Below are 17,928 nucleotides of genomic sequence, written 5' to 3'. Positions count from 1 at the left end.
CCCGCCGTGTTGTCTATCTCTCTGCTATTGCTTTTCCATTGGCCATTGTTGGTCGTTAGGGAGAACTCCGTTCTTATGATCCGCCGTTCGTTGCCCGCCGTATTTGCCTTGATCTTCGCCACGCCGCTGTTCGCGGCGCCTGCGGGTCAGCAGACCCTGTTCAACTTTGTCCGTCCTGCCGACGTGGTGAAAATCGCCACCGAAAACGCTGATCTGCCGCAGGCCAACGCCGAGCAAACGCCTGAGGGCGAAGTGCTGCGCCGGGTGACGTTCAATCCGGTGGCGCGCCCGACCTTGCGGCTCACGCCGCAGACCGGCGCGTGGGACTGGTCGCAGTCGGGCATGATGACCCTGCGATTGCAGAGCGCAATGGACTGGGCGGTGACGGTCTACGTGCAAATCCAGAGCAACGACGGTCGCACACTGGTCAGCCGCGTCGACCTGCCGGCAGGCCCGGCGCAGACGTTGCTGGTACCGCTGGTGGCGTCCGCACCGCTTGGTCAAGGTATGAAGGCCGGGCCGCCGATGCCGATGACAGTCGATGGTCAGCGGATCCTGTTGGCCAGCAGCAGCGGCGAGATCGATCGCAGCCAAGTGGTTTCGGTGAGCCTGTCGATGGATCAGCCGAAAGTTGCCCAGAGCCTGCTGCTCGAACGCTTTGGCGTGCAGGACGGCGATTCGGTCACCCAGGCGGTGTACGGCAATCTGGTCGACGCTTACGGGCAATCGACCCGCAGCAAGTGGCCGGAAAAAATCAGTAATGACGAACAACTGAAATCCGCCGCCGCCAAGGAACAGCAACAGCTGAAAACCTGGCTGGCCGAGCGTGAGAAGTCCTCGCTGGACAAGTTCGGTGGCTGGAACAAAGGCCCGGCCTTCAAAGCCAGCGGTTTCTTCCGCACCGAAAAGCGTGATGGCCGCTGGTATCTGGTCACGCCTGAAGGTCATCCGTTTTATTCTTTAGGCGTGAACACCGTCAGCCCCCAGGTCAACCAGACCTACGTGGCCGGTCGTGAGTACATGTTTGAATCCCTGCCTAAGTCTGATGAACCCTTGGCCAGACACTTTGGCGAAGGCGACAACCGTGGTGGCAACGGTGTCGATCAGGGCCGGGGTTACGGCAACGGGCGCTGGTACGACTTCTACGGCGCCAACCTGCAGCGCGTGTACGGTGAACCGTGCAAAGCCGACAGTGAGAGCAAGTCCGGAGTCGCCGAAGCGGCCAAGTCTGCCGCCGCTGAAACGGCCGCAGTGAAAGCCGCAGAGCCTGTCTCTGTACCTGCGGAACCGAAGTCCGGTGTCGCTGAAGCAGCCAAGACTGAAACCGTACAAGCAACGACAGAAAAAGCTGCCGAACCGTGCAAGGCCACCATCGATGAGCAGCAGTGGGCCAGCCACACGCTCGATCGCCTGCAAGCCTGGGGTTTCAACACGGTCGGTAACTGGAGTGCCGATTCGCTAAGTGATGCCGAGCGCGTGCCGTACACTTTGCCGCTGTCGATCGTCGGTGACTACACCAGCATCAGCACCGGCAGCGACTGGTGGGGCGGTATGCCGGATCCATTCGATCCGCGTTTCGCCATGGCCACCGAGCGCGCTGTGGCTATCGCCGCGCGCGATCACCGCGATGATCCGTGGCTGATCGGGTACTACGCCGACAACGAACTGGCGTGGGCTGGTCCCGGTGATGATCCGAAATCCCGTTATGCGCTGGCTTACGGCACGTTGAAGATGACCACCGACGTGCCGGCCAAGCGTGCGTTCCTCAAGCAATTGCGCGACAAGTACCGCAATCAGGCGGGGCTGTCGAAGGCGTGGGGCATCGATCTGCCAGCGTGGGAGTTGATGGAGGATCCGGGTTTCGTGCCACCGCTGCCGAACCCGGAACATCCGGAAATCGAGGCTGACTTCAAATATTTCCAGAAGGTTTTCGCCGACACCTACTTCAAAACCATTTCCGACTCGCTGAAATGGCATGCGCCGAACCAGTTGCTGCTTGGCGGCCGTTTCGCCATCAGTACTCCGGAAGCCGTGGCGTCCTGCGCGCAGTATTGCGATGTGCTGAGCTTCAACATGTACACGCTGAAACCACAGGAAGGCTATGACTTTGCCGCGCTGGGCGCTTTGGACAAACCGGTAATGATCACTGAATTCAACTTTGGCTCAACGGATCGTGGCCCGTTCTGGGGCGGCGTCACGCAAGTGACCAGAGAAGAAGATCGCGGCCCGGCGTATGCCAACTTCCTCAAGCAGGCCTTGAGTGAGCCATCAATTGTCGGCGTGCATTGGTTCCAGTATCTGGATCAACCGGTGACCGGGCGTCTGCTCGATGGCGAGAATGGTCACTTTGGTCTGGTGGGCGTGACGGATTTGCCATATCAGGGTTTTGTCGAATCGGTGCGCAAGAGCAATTTGCAGGCGATTGATCAGCTTGGCAAAGAGGCCGAGAAAGCGGCCGCCGCAGCGGGGCATGAGGCTGAAGGCGGGCGCAAAGGCGAGGCCGGTAAAGGGCCGGGGGCAGGGCATGCCGGTGGGCATTCGGGGAATGGTCACTGAGTCCTGAGGCACCGCGTCATCGTTCTTCGTCGGAACGCCGCCCGGAGCAGGCTCCCACAGGAGATCTTTAGTGATACAGAGATCCAGTGTGGGAGCGAGCCTGCTCGCGAAGGCGTCAGCCGCCTCAGCGAAATTTCTGAAATAACCGTCCGGCCCGCAGCTGTTCCCAAATCCCTCAAGGGCTGGAACAATGCGGGCCACTTTGTAGAGCGTTTTCGCGGGGGAGTTGCGGGTGCAGATTCAGGGACATTACGAGCTTCAATTCGAAGCGGTGCGCGAAGCCTTTGCCGCACTGTTCGACGATCCCCAGGAACGCGGCGCAGCCCTGTGCATCAAGGTCGGTGGAGAAACCGTCCTCGATCTCTGGTCCGGTACTGCCGACAAGGATGGCGCCGAAGCCTGGCACAGCGACACCATCGCCAACCTGTTCTCCTGCACCAAAACCTTTACCGCCGTCACCGCCCTGCAACTGGTCGGTGAAGGCAAGCTGCAACTGGATGTTCCGGTCGCCCGCTACTGGCCGGAATTCGCCGCTGCTGGCAAAGAATCCATCACCCTGCGTCAATTGCTCTGTCATCAGGCCGGTCTGCCGGCGCTGCGTGAATTGCTCGCGCCGGAAGCACTGTATGACTGGCAAACCATGGTCGATGCCCTTGCGGCCGAGGCGCCATGGTGGACGCCGGGCACAGGCCATGGTTATGCCGCAATCACCTATGGCTGGCTGATCGGCGAGTTACTGCGTCGCGCTGACGGTCGTGGGCCGGGCGAATCCATCGTCGCGCGTGTGGCCAAGCCGTTGGGTCTGGATTTCCACGTCGGTCTGGCTGACGAAGAATTCCACCGCGTGGCGCACATCGCGCGCGGCAAGGGCAACGCCGGCGATGCCGCCGCGCAACGCCTGCTGCAAGTGACCATGCGCGAGCCCACCGCGATGACCACCCGCGCTTTTACCAACCCACCTTCAGTGCTCACCAGCACCAACAAACCGGAATGGCGGCGCATGCAGCAACCGGCGGCCAATGGCCACGGCAATGCGCGCAGTCTGGCCGGTTTCTACGCGGGCCTGCTCGACGGCAGTCTGCTCGAAAGCGACATGCTTGAAGAGCTGACCCGCGAACACAGCCTCGGCGAAGACAAGACTTTGCTGACCCGGACTCGTTTTGGCCTCGGCTGCATGCTTGATCAGCCGGACGTGCCCAACGCCACTTATGGCCTCGGCCCCAAGGCGTTTGGTCATCCGGGCGCGGGCGGTTCCATCGGTTTCGCTGATCCTGAGCATGATGTCGCCTTCGGTTTTGTGACAAATACCCTTGGGCCGTACGTTTTGATGGATCCGCGTGCGCAGAAGCTCGCGCGGGTACTTGCCACTTGTCTGTAAAGTTGCATCCGAGGTCCCAGGGTCGGAACCTCAAGCGGTTTTTCGTTTCAAAACGGCTGTTTATCCGGGCGAAAGTGCTCTGATTTTTCATTACTTCATTTTGTGGATTTTCAATGTCATCTAAAAAGACCCTCGCCCTGGCCCTGTGTGTAGCGATCACCGGTTGTGCACAGACCCCAAAAAACGATGCGGACGGCGGCAGTTGGTGGCCGTTCGGCTCTTCCGACAAAGTGGCGGCCAAGGAGCCGGCTCCGGCGCCTTTGAAGCCAGCGGCGACTGCACCGGTTGCCAAAACCGAAAGCAGCAACCCTTGGTACTGGCCGTTCGGTTCCGATGATGAAGCCGCCAAGGCTGACATGAAGGCAGAAGTAGCGCCTGAAGCCAAGAAACCGGTCGCCGTGGCCAAGGCTGATGCCGACACCGGCAGCAAATGGTGGTGGCCGTTCGGCGGCAAGGATCAACCCACCACCAAAGCCGTGCCGATGCCGGATCCGAAAGTCACCCAGGCCTGGCTCGACGACTACGAGCCGCGTCTGCGTGAAGCGGTCAAGGACAGCAATCTGCAACTCGAACGCCGTGAAAACGTGCTGGTCGTGACTGCACCGGTCGAAGGCTCGTTCAACCCGGATCGTCCAGCCATGCTGCTGCCGGTCACCCTCGGCCCGTTCACCCGTGTGGCGAAAATCCTTGAAGCCGACCCGAAAACTGCCGTGCTGGTCCTTGGCCATAGCGATTCCAGTGGTGCCGCGCCTGCCAATATCAAACTGAGCCAGGAGCGTGCCCAGGCCATCGCCGCAATCTTCCGTCTCAGTGGCTTGCAGCGTGATCGCCTGATGCTGCGTGGCATGGGTTCCGAAGCGCCGCGTGCGGCCAACGACAGTGTTGAAGGTCGTGCCCTGAACCGTCGTGTCGAACTGCTGGTGACGCCGCAAAACACCATGGTTGCCCTGCTGAGCAAGTACAACATGCCGGCGCCGAAGCCAGTGACCATGGTCGCCGCGCAAGACGTCAAGCCTGCCGCCAAGCCGGTCACCCCGGCCCCTGCCGCGAAAAAAGCCGCTGTTCCGGCAACCAAAAAGGCTCCGGTGAAAAAAGCGGCTGCCAAGGCACCGGCCAAAAAAGCCCCGGCCAAGGCCCCAGCGAAAAAGACTGCTCCCGCCAAAGCCGCCGCGACCGACAAGAAAGTCGCCGCGACCGATGCCGACAAGAAGTGATCCGCTAACGAAAAGGAATGCGCCATGACCCAGGCTCTGGCAGATATGCGTCGTGATTACACCCGGGATGGCCTGACCGAGGCGCAAGCCCCGGCCGAGCCGTTTGTGTTGTTCCACCAGTGGTTCGCCGACGCGGTGAAAACCGAACAGGCGCCGGTGGAAGCCAACGCCATGACCCTGGCCACGGTCGACAAGGATGGGCGACCGCACTGTCGCATTCTGCTGCTCAAGGGCCTGGACGAGCAGGGTTTCACCTTCTTCACCAACTACGACAGCGCCAAGGGTCAGCATCTGGTGGCCAACCCGTTCGCCGCCATGACTTTCTTCTGGCCAACCCTGGAGCGCCAGGTGCGCATCGAAGGGCGGGTGGTGAAGGTCACGCCCGCGGAGTCGGATGCGTATTATCAGGTGCGGCCACTGGGCAGCCGCCTCGGCGCCTGGGCATCACCGCAGAGCCGGGTGATCAACGGGCGCGCTGAACTGGAAGATTTGCTCAAGGCCACCGAGCAGCGTTTCTCCGATACTCAGCCCGACTGCCCGCAACACTGGGGCGGTTACCGCTTGCTACCGGAGCGCATCGAATTCTGGCAGGGCCGTCCGAGCCGTCTGCACGATCGCCTCAACTACCGTGTGCAGGGCGCCGACTGGATTCTTGAACGTCTGGCACCCTGAGCAGTCTACCGAGCGGGATAGCCTGCCGCAGCGGCCTCCAGCCACTTCGGCAGATCCCGGCGCTTGATCTTCAGCGCCTGAGCGCGAGCCAGCTGTTCCAGCATGAAGGCACGTTTGCCTTCATGCTTGCCGGCCAATGACAGCGCCAGGTCGCGATCCATCCAGCGTTTGATCCGCACGTACAACCATCCGTGGAAGTACAAACCGGCGACAGTGGTGACGACGATGATGAAGTAATCCATGAAAATCCTTGGTGTCCGTGGCGCAGAATCGGTAATTTGGCGCTACTGTAGGCCTACATCAGGGGGAGCGTGCAGGTGTCTGTACTGCGCCTGAATGAAAGCCAATTTATCCGGGCGGTGTCGTGACAGGCGTCAAGCCACGGAGTTTAATGACTATATGTTTCTTTGGAGTTGATGCTATGCGTAAGTCTGTTCTGCTGGTTGCTTCCTTTTCCACGATGGCGATGTTGCTCACCGGCTGCCAATCGAGCCTGACCGGTGACTCCTACTCCCGTGACGAAGCGCGTCGCGTGCAGACGATTCGCATGGGCACCATCGAATCCCTGCGTCCGGTGAAAATCGAAGGCACCAAAACCCCGATCGGCGGCGCTGCAGGCGCAGTGGTCGGCGGCGTCGGCGGTAGCGCCATTGGCGGCGGCAAGGGCAGCATCGTTGCTGCAGTCATCGGTGCGGTGGCGGGTGGTCTGCTCGGCTCGGCGACCGAAGAAGGTCTGACCCGTACTCAAGGTGTGGAAATCACCGTGCGTGAAGACGATGGCAGCATGCGTGCCTATGTGCAGCAGGTTCAGGAGAACGAAGTGTTCCGCGTTGGCGAGCGCGTGCGCATCTCCACCGTTGGCGGGACCAGCCGCGTTTCGCACTAAGCGGAATTCAGGGTAAAGAAAACCCCGATCAGGTGACTGGTCGGGGTTTTTTTTTAGGATATTTACTCGCTTCCATGACAACCCATTTGAAAATTGTATTTAGAGTCGTAGAAAGCTCGACCGATTAAAGCTTCAAATTGCTTTATCTGCTCTTGGTCGAGGTCATAGCCAAAGATTTCGTCTTCGGGATTGACCCAATGCATGATTACTCTGAGCCGCTCAATGTTTCCATCGGGAACGGGGATCTCGAAAACTAACCGAGCTGTGCGTTTATTAAATGCCTCGACGGTGTGATTCAGCTTGAAGTTGCCATAAGTCATTCGATGCACACCAACTGAACTATATGAGTTGCGTCCAAGAGCTTTTCTCCAGTCCAGTCCTCCAAAACTTTGATCTGCTCTTCGTCTAAATCCGAGCCATCGAACTCATCTTCAGGTTGTTGCCAGTTCATCAGCGCCCTCAATGCTTCCTCGTGATGCGCCGCGATCTCTACGGTCAGGAGCAAATCCTCAGTCTTTCGATCGAATACCTCTATTACATGCTTCATTTTTCTACTCTCCTTGTTGAATCGGCAGGCTTTGTTTGTTCCCCTGTTTTCGGGTCGTATTCTCCAAGATGTTTTCCTTGCTTGGTGTACATCTCAACCTTGCCATGCTGAGAGTCCCATTCGTAAATTTTCCCCGATGCATCTTTCCAACGTCTTCGCTTTTTTCCTCCACCGCGAACGGAGGTTTTCAGTGGTGCCGGTTTCACGTCTGGAAAGGCCGGCAGCGAAACAGGGGCGGGGTGGTATTTGAAATCTTTAGGAACGTTTAAGACTATATATACCGGCCGAACCAACGAGCCAGGTGGAAAAACCAGAATAAAATCCCTGTACTCCGGCGGATAAACCGGATTAACCAGAATCCCGTCCGCCGCTTTCGTCGGCGGATACACCCAGATATGCGGCGCTTGCGGTGCAGCCTCCAGCGCGGGGATGCCAAGGATGTCGGAGCCATCCACAGCCGGCGTCCAGATCAGTTCTACGCCTTCGCCTAAGTCAGCAATGAGCCGGCTGTCACGCAACTTGAACTGCACGACATCAACCATTTCCCAATCGCGATTCTTGCCGGTGTAGAAGCCGTAGCCCTTCAGGCTGCCGTCGGCCTGCTGTTCGACCCTCAGCCGAACACGGGTTCGCGCCTGTTCAAGTCCACGCAACTGCTCGTCGGTATACAGCGCACTGTCGCCAAGATTCGATGGCATGAACAACGCAACCAAACCAACTAAAGGCGCAACAGCCGCACTAGATATAGCAGCGGGCAGTGCTTCAAACACCGATCCCGCCAGAGCCAGGCTGCCAAATCCAGCTGGAATAGCGGTTGCGCCGATTTTCTTGAGCGGAACTGCGCCGCTTTCATCGGCCTCACGCGCGCCCAGCAGAATCAGATCGCCGTAATCCTTCAGGCTGTCGGTCGGCACCATCCCCGAAGGGCTGGAGTAGTCGATAATCGCATCCGGCAATTTGCAGGACTTGGCGAATACGCAGCCAGCACGTACGGGATCGGCTTTTTTGACCGCCACCTCACGACTGCGCTCGAACGCCTCCTGCCGCGCCAGCATGGCGTCGTAAGCATTTTGTCTGGCGTCGCGCTCGGCCAGTTCAGTGGCCGTCATGTAGCGGTAGGTGACGTGATGCCCGTCGCCTTGCGGTGGGTTTTGAACCCTAGGAATGTCCTTGTTGCCAGCCACTGATCGTCCTTTCGTTCATCCATCGACAGACCCTCGCAAAGGGCTGCGCAACGTTAACGAAGCAGGAAAATGGTGGCTGTAGGACGCGTCTCTAACGACGTGGGGATTAGTCGCTGTGTATCAATTCCAAGCAAACGTGGGGGGATTTTTTGATTGAAGTCTTTTTCCTGAGTCGTTCGGCCTGCGACTATCCATATTCTCGGTGTGCTCAACAAGTAACCTGTTTTAAGGATTTGTTGATGTGCAGGCGAGTTCCGCGTTTCAGGTTTCCGTAGTCACCGAGTGCGCGCATAGCAACAGAGCTCTCGGCTGTCACTTCAAACAGGTGACCACCTTTAGCCACGAGGACTGCAGCGCCATTGGCGAGCGCAATCTTATAAGCGTTGCTGAATGCCTTCCGAGCGATCTCAGGAATCCGCGATTCCTGAACGGAAATCTGATCGTCCGTCATTGGGTGTTTTTCTGCTTTACGTGACATAGGTGACTCCGGAAACGGTGCTGAGAAGGTTCAGAGCCAAGCCCATCTATAGAGAAGGGCTTTGATTTTCTAGGAAGCGTTTCAGACGTTTTGCAGAGTGCTCCGGCGACTCGCCGCCGCCGTCACCGCATAACCAATCAACGCCGCCAGAATCGACCCGGTCAAAATGCCCATCCGGTCCATGCCAGCGTAATCACTCACACCAGGCTCAAACGCCAGTGAACCGACAAACAGGCTCATGGTGAAGCCGATCCCGCACAAGATCGCCACGCCCAGCACCTGACCCCAGTTGGCGCCTTGGGGCAGGGCGGCGATGCCGGTTTTCACCGCGAGCCAGGTCAGGCCGAACACGCCGACGGTCTTGCCCAGCAGCAGGCCGACCGCGATGCCCATCGGCACATGATGGGTGAAGCTTTCGACGGTGACGCCGGTCAGCGACAGGCCGGCGTTGGCGAAGGCGAACAGCGGCAGGATGCCGTAGGCCACCCACGGGTGCAGCGCATGTTCGAGGGTCAGCAACGGCGACGGCTCGGCATTTTTCGTGCGCAATGGAATGCAGAAGGCCAGGGTTACGCCCGCCAGCGTGGCGTGGACACCGCTCTTGAGGACGCAGACCCAGAGAATCAAACCGATGATCATGTACGGCCCAAGTTTGACCACCCCGAGCCGGTTCATCGCCACCAGCGCCGCGATGCACGCTGCCGCCAGACCCAGCGACAGGGTCGAGAGTTCGCCCGAGTAGAAGATTGCGATGATCACGATGGCGCCGAGGTCATCGATGATCGCCAGGGTCATCAGGAACAGTTTCAGCGATACCGGCACACGCTTGCCGAGCAGCGCCAGTACGCCGAGGGCGAAGGCGATGTCGGTGGCGGTCGGGATTGCCCAGCCGTCGAGGGCTGCAGGGTTATCGCGATTGAGGAACCAGTAGATCAGCGCCGGCACCAGCATGCCGCCGATCGCTGCGGCGCCGGGCAGGACGATCTGCGACGGTTTGGACAGCTGGCCATCAAGGACTTCGCGCTTCACTTCCAGGCCGATGAGCAGGAAGAACATCGCCATCAGACCGTCGTTGATCCACAGCAGCAGGGGTTTAGCGATTTTCAACGCACCGATCTGCGCCACCACCGGAGTGTCGAGCAGGCCGGTGTACAGCCACGACAGTGGCGAGTTGTTGATAATCAGGGCGAGGACAGCGGCGGCGATCAATAACAGACCGCTGGCAGCTTCCAACTGAAAGAAACGCGTGAAAGTGCTACGCAGAGGCAAGGTCGCTCTCCATCGATAAAGTCAAAAGGTGGAACACCCTAACCCGTACTGTTAGTTGTTAAAACAAAAGTTATATTCTTTTTTGTTATATGGCGTTACAAGGTGTCTGGCTCAAGCCACGCTGAGCCTAGCAGTTGTCTGACATATTGAGACTCAGCTGTATCTGTGCGCGCTATAGGATTTTTCCTAAGCTGATGGGTGAGCCTTTCGAACAGCTTCATCTCCTGCCGATTCAACGAGAACCATCACCATGAGCGACAACCGACAGTGGGCCCGCGAAGCCATCCGCATCATCGAGGCGGATTTTCAGCGCAGCGCCGACACCCACCTGATCCCTTTGCCGCTGCCGGGTTTTGCGGGCATCGAGTTGTATTTCAAGGATGAGTCCAGTCATCCGACCGGCAGTCTCAAGCATCGTCTGGCTCGTTCGCTGTTTCTCTACGCGTTGTGTAATGGCTGGCTGAAACCCGGCGCGCCGGTGATCGAGGCGTCCAGCGGTTCGACGGCGATTTCCGAAGCGTATTTCGCACGGATGCTGGGCCTGCCGTTTATTGCGGTGATGCCGGCGACCACGTCCAAAGAGAAGATCGCGCAGATCGCGTTCTACGGTGGCCAAAGTCATCTGGTGAAAGATCCCACGCAGATCTGCGCCGAATCCGAGCGTCTGGCCCGCGAGCATGGCGGCCACTTCATCGACCAGTTCACCTACGCCGAACGCGCCACCGACTGGCGCGCGAACAACAACATCGCCGAATCGATTTTCCAGCAGATGCGTTACGAAAAACATCCGGAACCGAGCTGGCTGATTTCCAGCCCCGGCACCGGCGGCACCACCGCAACGCTCGGTCGTTACGTGCGCTACCGCCAGCATTGCACCCGCGTGCTGTGCGCCGATGCCGAGCGTTCGGTGTTCTTTGATTACTACCAGACCGGCGATGCGAGTTTGCGTCTGGATTGCGGTTCGCGCATTGAAGGTATTGGCCGGCCGCGCGTCGAAGCGTCGTTCCTGCCCAAGGTGATCGATGCGATGGTCAAAGTGCCTGACGCCTTGTCGCTGGCGGCCATGCATTATCTGGCGCAGCGTCTGGGGCGCCATGTGGGTGGGTCGAGCGGGACCAATCTGATTGGGGCCTTGATGGCTGCGCAGCAGATGAAAGCAGCGGGGGAGTCGGGGTCGATCGTAGCGATTCTGTGCGATGGCGGCGAGCGGTATGCCGACACCTATTACGATCAGGATTGGCTGAAGGCGCAGGGGTATGAATTGACGGGGTTGATCGAGGCGGTGGCGGCGAGTGCCGAGCGGGGTGAGGCGCTGCCTGACTCAGTCCTGCGCGCCAATATCTGATACACCGAAATCAACTGTAGGAGTGAGCCTGCTCGCGATGGCGGAATAACATTCAACATTGATGTTGAATGGACTACCGCTATCGCGAGCAGGCTCACTCCTACAGGGTTTTGTGTCAGTCAGTCAGTCAGTCAGGCCGAGGATGTCGCGCGCCACGGCCTCGGCAATCCGAATCCCGTCAACACCCGCCGACAGAATCCCGCCCGCATAACCCGCGCCTTCACCGGCCGGGAACAAGCCCTTCACGTTCATGCTCTGCAGGGTTTCGTTACGGGTAATGCGCAACGGCGACGAAGTGCGCGTCTCGATCCCGGTCAACACTGCATCGTGCAGCGAGTAACCGCGAATCTGCTTCTCGAACGCCGGCAAGGCTTCACGGATCGCCTCAATGGCAAAGTCCGGCAGCGCCAAGGCCAGATCACCCAGCGCCACGCCCGGTTTGTACGACGGCTCGACTTCACCCAACTCGGTCGATGGAATGTCGTTGATGAAGTCGCCAACCAGTTGCGCCGGCGCCTTGTAATCGCTGCCACCGAGGATAAACGCATGGGATTCCAGACGTTCCTGCAACTCGATGCCTGCCAGCGGGCCGCCCGGATAATCGACTTCCGGGGTGATGCCGACAACGATGCCGGAGTTGGCGTTGCGCTCGTTACGCGAGTACTGGCTCATGCCGTTGGTGACCACGCGGTTCGGCTCGGAAGTCGCCGCGACCACGGTGCCGCCCGGGCACATGCAGAAGCTGTAGACCGAGCGGCCGTTCTTGGCGTGGTGCACCAGTTTGTAGTCGGCAGCCCCGAGTTTCGGGTGGCCGGCGTATTTGCCCAATCGCGCGCGGTCGATCAGCGATTGCGGGTGTTCGATGCGGAAACCCACCGAGAACGGCTTGGCTTCCATGAACACGCCACGGCTGTGGAGCATGCGGAAGGTGTCACGGGCGCTGTGGCCGAGGGCCAGAACCACGTGTTTCGAATGCAGGGTTTCACCGCTGGCCAGTTCGACGCCGACCAGTTGACCGTCTTCGATCAGCACGTCGGTGACGCGTTCCTGGAAGCGCACTTCGCCGCCCAGTTCACGGATCTGCTCGCGCATGTTTTCAACCATACCGGTCAGACGGAACGTACCGATGTGCGGCTTGCTGACGTAGAGAATTTCTTCCGGTGCGCCAGCCTTGACGAATTCGTGGAGGACTTTGCGGCCGAGGAACTTCGGGTCCTTGATCTGGCTGTACAGCTTGCCGTCGGAGAACGTGCCCGCGCCGCCTTCGCCGAACTGCACGTTGGACTCGGGGTTGAGCACGCTTTTACGCCACAGGCCCCAAGTGTCCTTGGTGCGCTGGCGGACTTCGGTGCCGCGCTCGAGGACGATCGGCTTGAAGCCCATTTGCGCCAGCAACAGACCGGCGAAGATCCCGCACGGGCCGAAACCGACAACGATCGGACGCTGGCTCAGGTCGCTTGGCGCTTCACCTACGAATTTGTAGCTGACATCCGGCGCCACGTTGACGTTACGGTCGTCGGCGAACTTGCCCAATACCTTGGCCTCGTCGCGCACTTCGAGGTCGATGGTGTAGATGAAGCACAGTTCGGAGGACTTTTTGCGCGCATCGTAGCTGCGCTTGAACAAGGTGAAATCGAGCAGATCATCGCTGGCGATGCCCAGGCGCTGCACGATGGCAGGGCGCAGGTCTTCTTCGGGATGGTCGATTGGCAGCTTGAGTTCAGTGATTCGTAACATGGCGAGGATCCGGGTTCGCGGGGCGCACAACTGCGCCAGGGCGTTTGAAGGCCGCGATTATAAGCCGCAAAGGCCGGATCCGGTGAGGCTAAAACGCTCAGTCGTTGCGCGATCCGCCGAAATACCCGCAACCACGCTGCACCTGGCCGTCGATGCGCAACTCGGCGCTCATGTGCTGCACGCTGCCGGTGTTGCTGTCGACGCAACGCTGCGGCGCGACCCACAATTCGATGCGCTGGTTGTTGGCTTCGCTGCTGAGATTGAAGCGGCCATCGCCCAGTTGTTCTTCAACATAGGGCACGGCAAGCGGCGGCTGGCCTTCACGGTCGATGACCATGCCTTTGCCGCTGACTTTGACGTTCCATTCCGGGCCATGGCCAGTGGCGCGCAGGATCAGTAGCTTGAAGTTGGGGTCATCGCAGGCAGTGCCGGAGCGTTCGACGCGATACAGCTGCGTCAGGTCGAGTCGATCACCGGCGACTTTGCCGCGCACATCGGCAAACAGTTTGCCTTGCTCGTCGGCGAGGGTCGCGGCTTCTTGCAGAATGCTGGTGCCACCGATGTCATTGACGATGAGCTGGCGCTGCTCCTGACACGGCTGAAACACCAGTTTGCCGTCAGCGGCGGTCAGTTGCCCCTGCATCCGCGTCTGCCCGACGTGCGAGGCACTTTCTCGCTGGCCATCGAACAACTGGCAAGCGGCAAACAACGGCAGCAGGGCAACAACGACTAACGAACGGGCAACACGCATCTTCGGCTCTCCAGACAAGTGCCGCCACGTTACGCAGCCTGACCGTTCATCACAAGGGTTTAGCCCACGTGAAATGTCTGACCTGTCTGCAAGCCTTCGACACTTTTCGCGTAGGCCAATGCCACATCCGCCGCAGGAACCGGCTTGTAACCACGGAAATACGGGGCGTAGCTGCCCATGGCTTCGAGCAGTACGGTCGGGCTGATCGAGTTCACTCGCAGGCCGCGTGGCAGTTCGATGGCAGCGGCGCGGACGAAGCTGTCGAGGGCGCCGTTGACCAGCGCTGCCGAGGCGCCGCTACGAATCGGGTCGTGGCTGAGTACGCCGGTGGTGAAGGTGAACGAGGCGCCGTCATTGGCGAATTCGCGACCGATCAGCAGCAGATTGACCTGGCCCATCAGTTTGTCTTTGAGGCCGAGAGCGAAGCTGTCTTCCGTCATCTCGCCCAGCGGTGCGAAGGTCACGTTGCCGGCGGCGCACACCAGTGCATCGAACTTGCCGGTTTTTTCGAACAGTTTGCGGATCGACGCGCTGTCGCTGATATCCACTTGCAAATCACCGCTGCTGCGGCCGATACGAATGACTTCGTGGCGTTGCGAGAGTTCTTTGTCGACCGCCGAACCAATGGTGCCTCCAGCGCCTATCAACAGAATTTTCATCGAGCTGTACCTCAAGTGAGTGAACGAGGTTTCAGTCTAGAGTGGTTTTTTCTGCGGATAAGCGCGCTAATGGGCAACCTTTGGTTTTCAATTGGAAACAATCCATGAGCGAAATGGATGATCTGGCGGCGTTTGCCGTGTTGATTGAAGCGGGCAGTTTCACCTTGGCAGCGCAGCAATTGGGCTGCAGCAAGGGCCAGTTGTCCAAGCGCATCAGCCAGCTCGAAGCGCAGTTTTCCGTGGTGTTGCTGCAACGCACCACCCGGCGCTTGAGCCTGACCGCCGCCGGCGCAGCCTTGTTGCCGCAGGCGCAAGCGTTGGTCGTCCAGGTCGAAAAAGCGCGCCAGGCCTTGGCGCGGCTAAAAGACGATATGGCCGGACCGGTGCGAATGACGGTGCCGGTGTCGCTGGGGGAAACCTTCTTCGATGGTCTGCTGTTGGAGTTCTCGCACAAATACCCCGAGGTGCAGATCGAACTGGAGTTGAATAACAGTTACCGCGATCTGTCACGGGACGGCTTTGATCTGGCGATCCGCAGCGAGGTGGCCAATGACGAACGGCTGGTGGCCAAACCGTTGCTGGCCTGGCAGGAAATGACTTGCGCGAGCCCGGCTTACCTCGAACGCTTCGGTGAACCGCTGACGCCACAGGCATTGGCCGAGCACCGCTGTTTGCTCAACAGCCACTACAGCGGACGCGAGGAATGGCTGTATCACCAGCAGCATGAATTGCTCCGGGTTCGCGTGTCAGGACCGTTCGCCAGTAACCATTACAACTTGCTGAAGAAAGCCGCGCTTAGCGGCGCCGGTATCGCGCGATTGCCTTCCTACCTCCTGCAGGCGGAATTGGCTGACGGCAGATTGCGCTGGCTCCTGCGTGACTTTCAGACCCGACGCATGCCGATGTACCTCGTGCATCCGTATCAGGGTGGATTGCCGAAGCGCACGCAAGTACTCGCGGACTATCTGATCGGCTGGTTCAGGCGCAGCGGTGAAGCGCTGGATCGACTTCAGCGTTGACTTCATTCTCCTGTGGGAGCGAGCCTGCTCGCGAAAGCGGTTTCACAGACACTTCATGTGTTGACTGAACCAACGCATTCGCGAGCAGGCTCGCTCCCACAAGGATTTTGTTTATTTTGCGAAACGGCGGGCGATCAGATGATCAATCGACAACTTCCCCGGCCCGGTCGCCATCAGGTACAGCAGCACTGCCGCCCAGGTGCCGTGGGTTGGATAAGCATCCGGGTAGACAAAAAGCTGAATGGTCAGGGTCATGCCCAACAACGCCAATGCCGAAAATCGCGTAGCGAAGCCGATCAGAATCAGCAGCGGAAAAAAGTGTTCGGCAAAAGCCGCCATGTGCGCGGCAATCTCTGGCGACAGCAGCGGCACGTGGTATTCGCTCTTGAACAACGGAATGGTCGAGTCAGCCAAGCGTGGCCAGCCGAGTTGAAAAGTGCCGTCAATCAAATCAATGGCCAAACCTTCAACCTTGGTCTGTCCTGATTTCCAGAACACGGCGGCAATCGAGAAACGTGCAATGAAAGCGATCAGGCTGTGGGGGATTTTTTCCAGCAGCGTGATGGCACGGTTGATGAACGTTTTCATGGCAGTTCCTTGTTGTTCAATTGGATGATGGCGTTACGCGCGATCAGCAAGCCGAGGGTTTGCGCGAGGTCGAACTCAGGGCTGTTTTCAGCTGCTGCCAGAAGTGGTTGGCCATCGATCAGGTTGCGGATAAACGTGCTGGCGCCGGGGTCGAGGGCAAACACTTCGACATCCAGGCCATTGCGCAACACCAGCCCGTGTTGCCTTTGGTGGGTGTCGACGCCCGCCAGCGTCGAGTCATGCTGATGTGCGCCCCAGATCGCGACCACGGCATAGGCTGAGTCGAGCAAATGCAGCGAGGGATGAAATTCGAAGCGCAGTTCACTCAGCGTTTGCACATCAGCCAGTGCTGCCGTGATCTGTTCTGCGCGCACGGGCTGGGCGTCAGCCGCGTGGTAGGCGAGGGTGCGCAAGTGCTCAAGGCGCGCCACGTCCGCCAGATAAGGCACGTCGCCGGCCGGTTCAAACGCTGCAATGAAATCCGCAAATGCTTCTCCGTAGCGGCACATCAACGGACTCTGTGGAGGCTGCTGTTGTACGAAAACGGTCGCCATGGCGCGGAAGAATTCATCGCCGACCAATTGCGCAACCACCGGATAACTATCGCCCAACGCATTGATCAGCGAGCCCAGCACGTTGTTGCGATACACCGCGAAACGGCTCGCCGGATCAGCGCCGTTGGCGCTGCACAGACCTTCGGGGCAGGGCAGCCGCGTATCGATGAGCGCCGCAGCGAAAGCGCGTTGAGTGCTCATGTGCGCCCTCCGGCATCCCGCAAAAGCGCATCAGCCTGTTGCGCCTCCGCCAATAGCACCTCGAACGCCGGCACTTGATTGTCGCGCTCGATCAGCGTCGCCACCGGGCCGATGCGTTGCAGCACTTGCCGGTACAAACGCCAGACGGCTTGATCGATCGGCGCGCCGTGATCATCGATCAGCAAACGGTCGCCGAGGTTGTCGCAATCCTCGGCAAACCCGGCCAGATGAATTTCGCCCACCGCGTGTAATGGCAGCGCATCGAGATACGCCAGCGGATCACGCTGATGGTTCACGCAGGAAACGTAGACATTGTTGACGTCCAGCAACAGTCCACAGCCGCTGCGGCGGATGACCTCGGCGATGAAGTCAGGCTCATCGATGGTCGAACGCTGAAACCCCAGATAGGTCGCCGGATTCTCCAGCAACATGGGCCGTTTGAGCGTGTTTTGTACCTGATCGATATGCTCGCAGACGCGGTTCAATGTCGGCGTGTCATAGGCCAGCGGCAACAGGTCATTGAGAAACACCGGGCCATGGCTCGACCAGGCCAAATGTTCGGAAAAGGATTGCGGTTGATAGCGTCGGATCAGTTCGGCGAGGCGCTTGAGGTGCTGTTTATCCAACGGGCCTTCAGCGCCGATGGACAAGCCGACACCGTGCAGCGACAGCGGATACTGCTCGCGGATCAAACCGAGAAAATGATGAAACGGACCGCCGTCGACCATGTAGTTTTCGGCGTGGACTTCGAAGAAGCCGATGTCCGGTTGTGAGCCGAGCACTTCACGAAAGTGCCCGGTCTTGAGCCCCAGCCCGGCACGGGGCGGGAGCTCGCGCAGGGCTGCCTGAGTGGCGGGGTGGGCAGGGTGGTTGGCTATAAACATGATCGT

19 protein-coding genes are annotated in these 17,928 nt (G+C 59.4%); 7 read left to right on the top strand and 12 right to left on the bottom strand.

From position 1 onward, the window contains the following. Positions 1-75: 75 nt before the first annotated feature. The 4 genes from KBP52_RS12010 (at position 76) to pdxH (ending at position 5,820) form a co-directional block, all read left to right on the top strand. The gene (locus KBP52_RS12010; protein WP_212622827.1) at positions 76-2,556 is read left to right on the top strand and encodes a beta-galactosidase; all 2,481 of its coding nucleotides are present in this window, start codon (positions 76-78) and stop codon (positions 2,554-2,556) included. A 232-nt stretch (positions 2,557-2,788) separates the two neighbouring features. Next, positions 2,789-3,934, top strand: a complete 1,146-nt coding sequence (locus KBP52_RS12005; protein WP_212622826.1) for a serine hydrolase domain-containing protein — start codon at positions 2,789-2,791, stop codon at positions 3,932-3,934. 113 nt (positions 3,935-4,047) lie between these two features. Next, the gene (locus tag KBP52_RS12000) at positions 4,048-5,148 is read left to right on the top strand and encodes an OmpA family protein (protein WP_123594831.1); all 1,101 of its coding nucleotides are present in this window, start codon (positions 4,048-4,050) and stop codon (positions 5,146-5,148) included. A 24-nt stretch (positions 5,149-5,172) separates the two neighbouring features. Continuing rightward, positions 5,173-5,820 carry a pyridoxamine 5'-phosphate oxidase gene (gene pdxH / locus KBP52_RS11995; RefSeq protein ID WP_212622825.1) on the top strand — a complete coding sequence of 216 codons (648 nt, stop codon included), beginning with the start codon at positions 5,173-5,175 and terminating at the stop codon, positions 5,818-5,820. 5 nt (positions 5,821-5,825) lie between these two features. Here pdxH and KBP52_RS11990 read toward each other — a convergent pair whose 3' ends face one another. Next, the gene (locus tag KBP52_RS11990; protein ID WP_077571408.1) at positions 5,826-6,062 is read right to left on the bottom strand and encodes a hypothetical protein; all 237 of its coding nucleotides are present in this window, start codon (positions 6,060-6,062) and stop codon (positions 5,826-5,828) included. 179 nt (positions 6,063-6,241) lie between these two features. Between KBP52_RS11990 and KBP52_RS11985 the strand changes: the two genes are divergently transcribed. Beyond that, on the top strand, positions 6,242-6,706 hold the full coding sequence (locus KBP52_RS11985) for a glycine zipper 2TM domain-containing protein (protein ID WP_016771369.1): 465 nt from the start codon (positions 6,242-6,244) through the stop codon (positions 6,704-6,706). A gap of 62 nt (positions 6,707-6,768) precedes the next feature. Here the strand turns inward: KBP52_RS11985 and KBP52_RS11980 are convergent, their stop codons facing one another. The 5 genes from KBP52_RS11980 to nhaA all read right to left on the bottom strand — a co-directional run bounded on the left by KBP52_RS11980 (position 6,769) and on the right by nhaA (position 10,184). Continuing rightward, entirely contained in the window at positions 6,769-7,026 is a 258-nt protein-coding gene (locus tag KBP52_RS11980; RefSeq protein ID WP_249122271.1) for a hypothetical protein, read from the bottom strand. Then, the gene (locus tag KBP52_RS11975) at positions 7,023-7,253 is read right to left on the bottom strand and encodes a hypothetical protein (protein WP_212622824.1); all 231 of its coding nucleotides are present in this window, start codon (positions 7,251-7,253) and stop codon (positions 7,023-7,025) included. The genes KBP52_RS11980 and KBP52_RS11975 overlap by 4 nt, the downstream gene beginning before the upstream one ends. Further along, positions 7,250-8,437 carry a colicin E3/pyocin S6 family cytotoxin gene (locus KBP52_RS11970; protein WP_212622823.1) on the bottom strand — a complete coding sequence of 396 codons (1,188 nt, stop codon included), beginning with the start codon at positions 8,435-8,437 and terminating at the stop codon, positions 7,250-7,252. Before KBP52_RS11970 ends, KBP52_RS11975 begins: the two co-directional genes overlap by 4 nt. Before the next feature lie 208 nt (positions 8,438-8,645). Then, entirely contained in the window at positions 8,646-8,915 is a 270-nt protein-coding gene (locus KBP52_RS11965; protein ID WP_064119791.1) for a hypothetical protein, read from the bottom strand. Positions 8,916-8,996: 81 nt separating this feature from the next. Continuing rightward, positions 8,997-10,184, bottom strand: coding sequence for a Na+/H+ antiporter NhaA (gene nhaA / locus KBP52_RS11960; protein WP_212622822.1), 1,188 nt, complete (start codon positions 10,182-10,184; stop codon positions 8,997-8,999). Between the two features lie 250 nt (positions 10,185-10,434). Here nhaA and KBP52_RS11955 point away from each other — a divergent pair, with 250 nt between their 5' ends. Next, positions 10,435-11,529: a PLP-dependent cysteine synthase family protein gene (locus KBP52_RS11955; protein ID WP_212622821.1), complete on the top strand. Its 1,095-nt coding sequence runs from the start codon at positions 10,435-10,437 to the stop codon at positions 11,527-11,529. A 123-nt stretch (positions 11,530-11,652) separates the two neighbouring features. Here the strand turns inward: KBP52_RS11955 and KBP52_RS11950 are convergent, their stop codons facing one another. From KBP52_RS11950 to KBP52_RS11940, 3 genes are all read right to left on the bottom strand, one after another. Beyond that, positions 11,653-13,266 carry an NAD(P)/FAD-dependent oxidoreductase gene (locus KBP52_RS11950; RefSeq protein WP_122591545.1) on the bottom strand — a complete coding sequence of 538 codons (1,614 nt, stop codon included), beginning with the start codon at positions 13,264-13,266 and terminating at the stop codon, positions 11,653-11,655. 97 nt (positions 13,267-13,363) lie between these two features. Then, a complete protein-coding gene (locus KBP52_RS11945; protein ID WP_212622820.1) occupies positions 13,364-14,017 on the bottom strand; it encodes a hypothetical protein in 654 nt (217 codons plus the stop codon). A gap of 59 nt (positions 14,018-14,076) precedes the next feature. Beyond that, entirely contained in the window at positions 14,077-14,676 is a 600-nt protein-coding gene (locus tag KBP52_RS11940) for a short chain dehydrogenase (protein ID WP_122600752.1), read from the bottom strand. Positions 14,677-14,780: 104 nt separating this feature from the next. Here KBP52_RS11940 and KBP52_RS11935 point away from each other — a divergent pair, with 104 nt between their 5' ends. Continuing rightward, on the top strand, positions 14,781-15,695 hold the full coding sequence (locus KBP52_RS11935) for a LysR family transcriptional regulator (protein ID WP_095049139.1): 915 nt from the start codon (positions 14,781-14,783) through the stop codon (positions 15,693-15,695). Between the two features lie 111 nt (positions 15,696-15,806). Here the strand turns inward: KBP52_RS11935 and KBP52_RS11930 are convergent, their stop codons facing one another. The 3 genes from KBP52_RS11930 to KBP52_RS11920 are packed head-to-tail and all read right to left on the bottom strand — an operon-like array spanning position 15,807 to position 17,922. After that, positions 15,807-16,283, bottom strand: coding sequence for a DoxX family protein (locus KBP52_RS11930; protein ID WP_212622819.1), 477 nt, complete (start codon positions 16,281-16,283; stop codon positions 15,807-15,809). Further along, the gene (locus KBP52_RS11925) at positions 16,280-17,038 is read right to left on the bottom strand and encodes a DNA-binding domain-containing protein (protein WP_212622818.1); all 759 of its coding nucleotides are present in this window, start codon (positions 17,036-17,038) and stop codon (positions 16,280-16,282) included. Before KBP52_RS11925 ends, KBP52_RS11930 begins: the two co-directional genes overlap by 4 nt. Continuing rightward, positions 17,035-17,922: a DUF692 domain-containing protein gene (locus KBP52_RS11920; RefSeq protein ID WP_116028814.1), complete on the bottom strand. Its 888-nt coding sequence runs from the start codon at positions 17,920-17,922 to the stop codon at positions 17,035-17,037. Before KBP52_RS11920 ends, KBP52_RS11925 begins: the two co-directional genes overlap by 4 nt. Positions 17,923-17,928 lie beyond the last annotated feature (6 nt).

The organism is Pseudomonas sp. SCA2728.1_7, assembly GCF_018138145.1.
In the GTDB taxonomy this organism is placed as follows: Bacteria; Pseudomonadota; Gammaproteobacteria; order Pseudomonadales; family Pseudomonadaceae; genus Aquipseudomonas; species Aquipseudomonas koreensis_A.
Note: the sequence above shows the minus strand (reverse complement) of the source record. Positions and strands in the feature narration are given on the sequence as shown.

Coding starts and splice junctions, on each gene's coding strand:
- KBP52_RS11955 (WP_212622821.1), top strand. CDS start 10,435: ATGAGCGACAACCGACAGTGGGCCCGCGAAGCCATCCGCATCATCGAG.
- KBP52_RS11945 (WP_212622820.1), bottom strand. CDS start 14,017: ATGCGTGTTGCCCGTTCGTTAGTCGTTGTTGCCCTGCTGCCGTTGTTT.
- pdxH (WP_212622825.1), top strand. CDS start 5,173: ATGACCCAGGCTCTGGCAGATATGCGTCGTGATTACACCCGGGATGGC.
- KBP52_RS11985 (WP_016771369.1), top strand. CDS start 6,242: ATGCGTAAGTCTGTTCTGCTGGTTGCTTCCTTTTCCACGATGGCGATG.
- KBP52_RS11980 (WP_249122271.1), bottom strand. CDS start 7,026: ATGACTTATGGCAACTTCAAGCTGAATCACACCGTCGAGGCATTTAAT.
- KBP52_RS11975 (WP_212622824.1), bottom strand. CDS start 7,253: ATGAAGCATGTAATAGAGGTATTCGATCGAAAGACTGAGGATTTGCTC.
- KBP52_RS11965 (WP_064119791.1), bottom strand. CDS start 8,915: ATGTCACGTAAAGCAGAAAAACACCCAATGACGGACGATCAGATTTCC.
- KBP52_RS11935 (WP_095049139.1), top strand. CDS start 14,781: ATGAGCGAAATGGATGATCTGGCGGCGTTTGCCGTGTTGATTGAAGCG.
- KBP52_RS11920 (WP_116028814.1), bottom strand. CDS start 17,922: ATGTTTATAGCCAACCACCCTGCCCACCCCGCCACTCAGGCAGCCCTG.
- KBP52_RS11990 (WP_077571408.1), bottom strand. CDS start 6,062: ATGGATTACTTCATCATCGTCGTCACCACTGTCGCCGGTTTGTACTTC.
- KBP52_RS11925 (WP_212622818.1), bottom strand. CDS start 17,038: ATGAGCACTCAACGCGCTTTCGCTGCGGCGCTCATCGATACGCGGCTG.
- KBP52_RS11950 (WP_122591545.1), bottom strand. CDS start 13,266: ATGTTACGAATCACTGAACTCAAGCTGCCAATCGACCATCCCGAAGAA.
- KBP52_RS11940 (WP_122600752.1), bottom strand. CDS start 14,676: ATGAAAATTCTGTTGATAGGCGCTGGAGGCACCATTGGTTCGGCGGTC.
- KBP52_RS12010 (WP_212622827.1), top strand. CDS start 76: ATGATCCGCCGTTCGTTGCCCGCCGTATTTGCCTTGATCTTCGCCACG.
- KBP52_RS11930 (WP_212622819.1), bottom strand. CDS start 16,283: ATGAAAACGTTCATCAACCGTGCCATCACGCTGCTGGAAAAAATCCCC.
- KBP52_RS12000 (WP_123594831.1), top strand. CDS start 4,048: ATGTCATCTAAAAAGACCCTCGCCCTGGCCCTGTGTGTAGCGATCACC.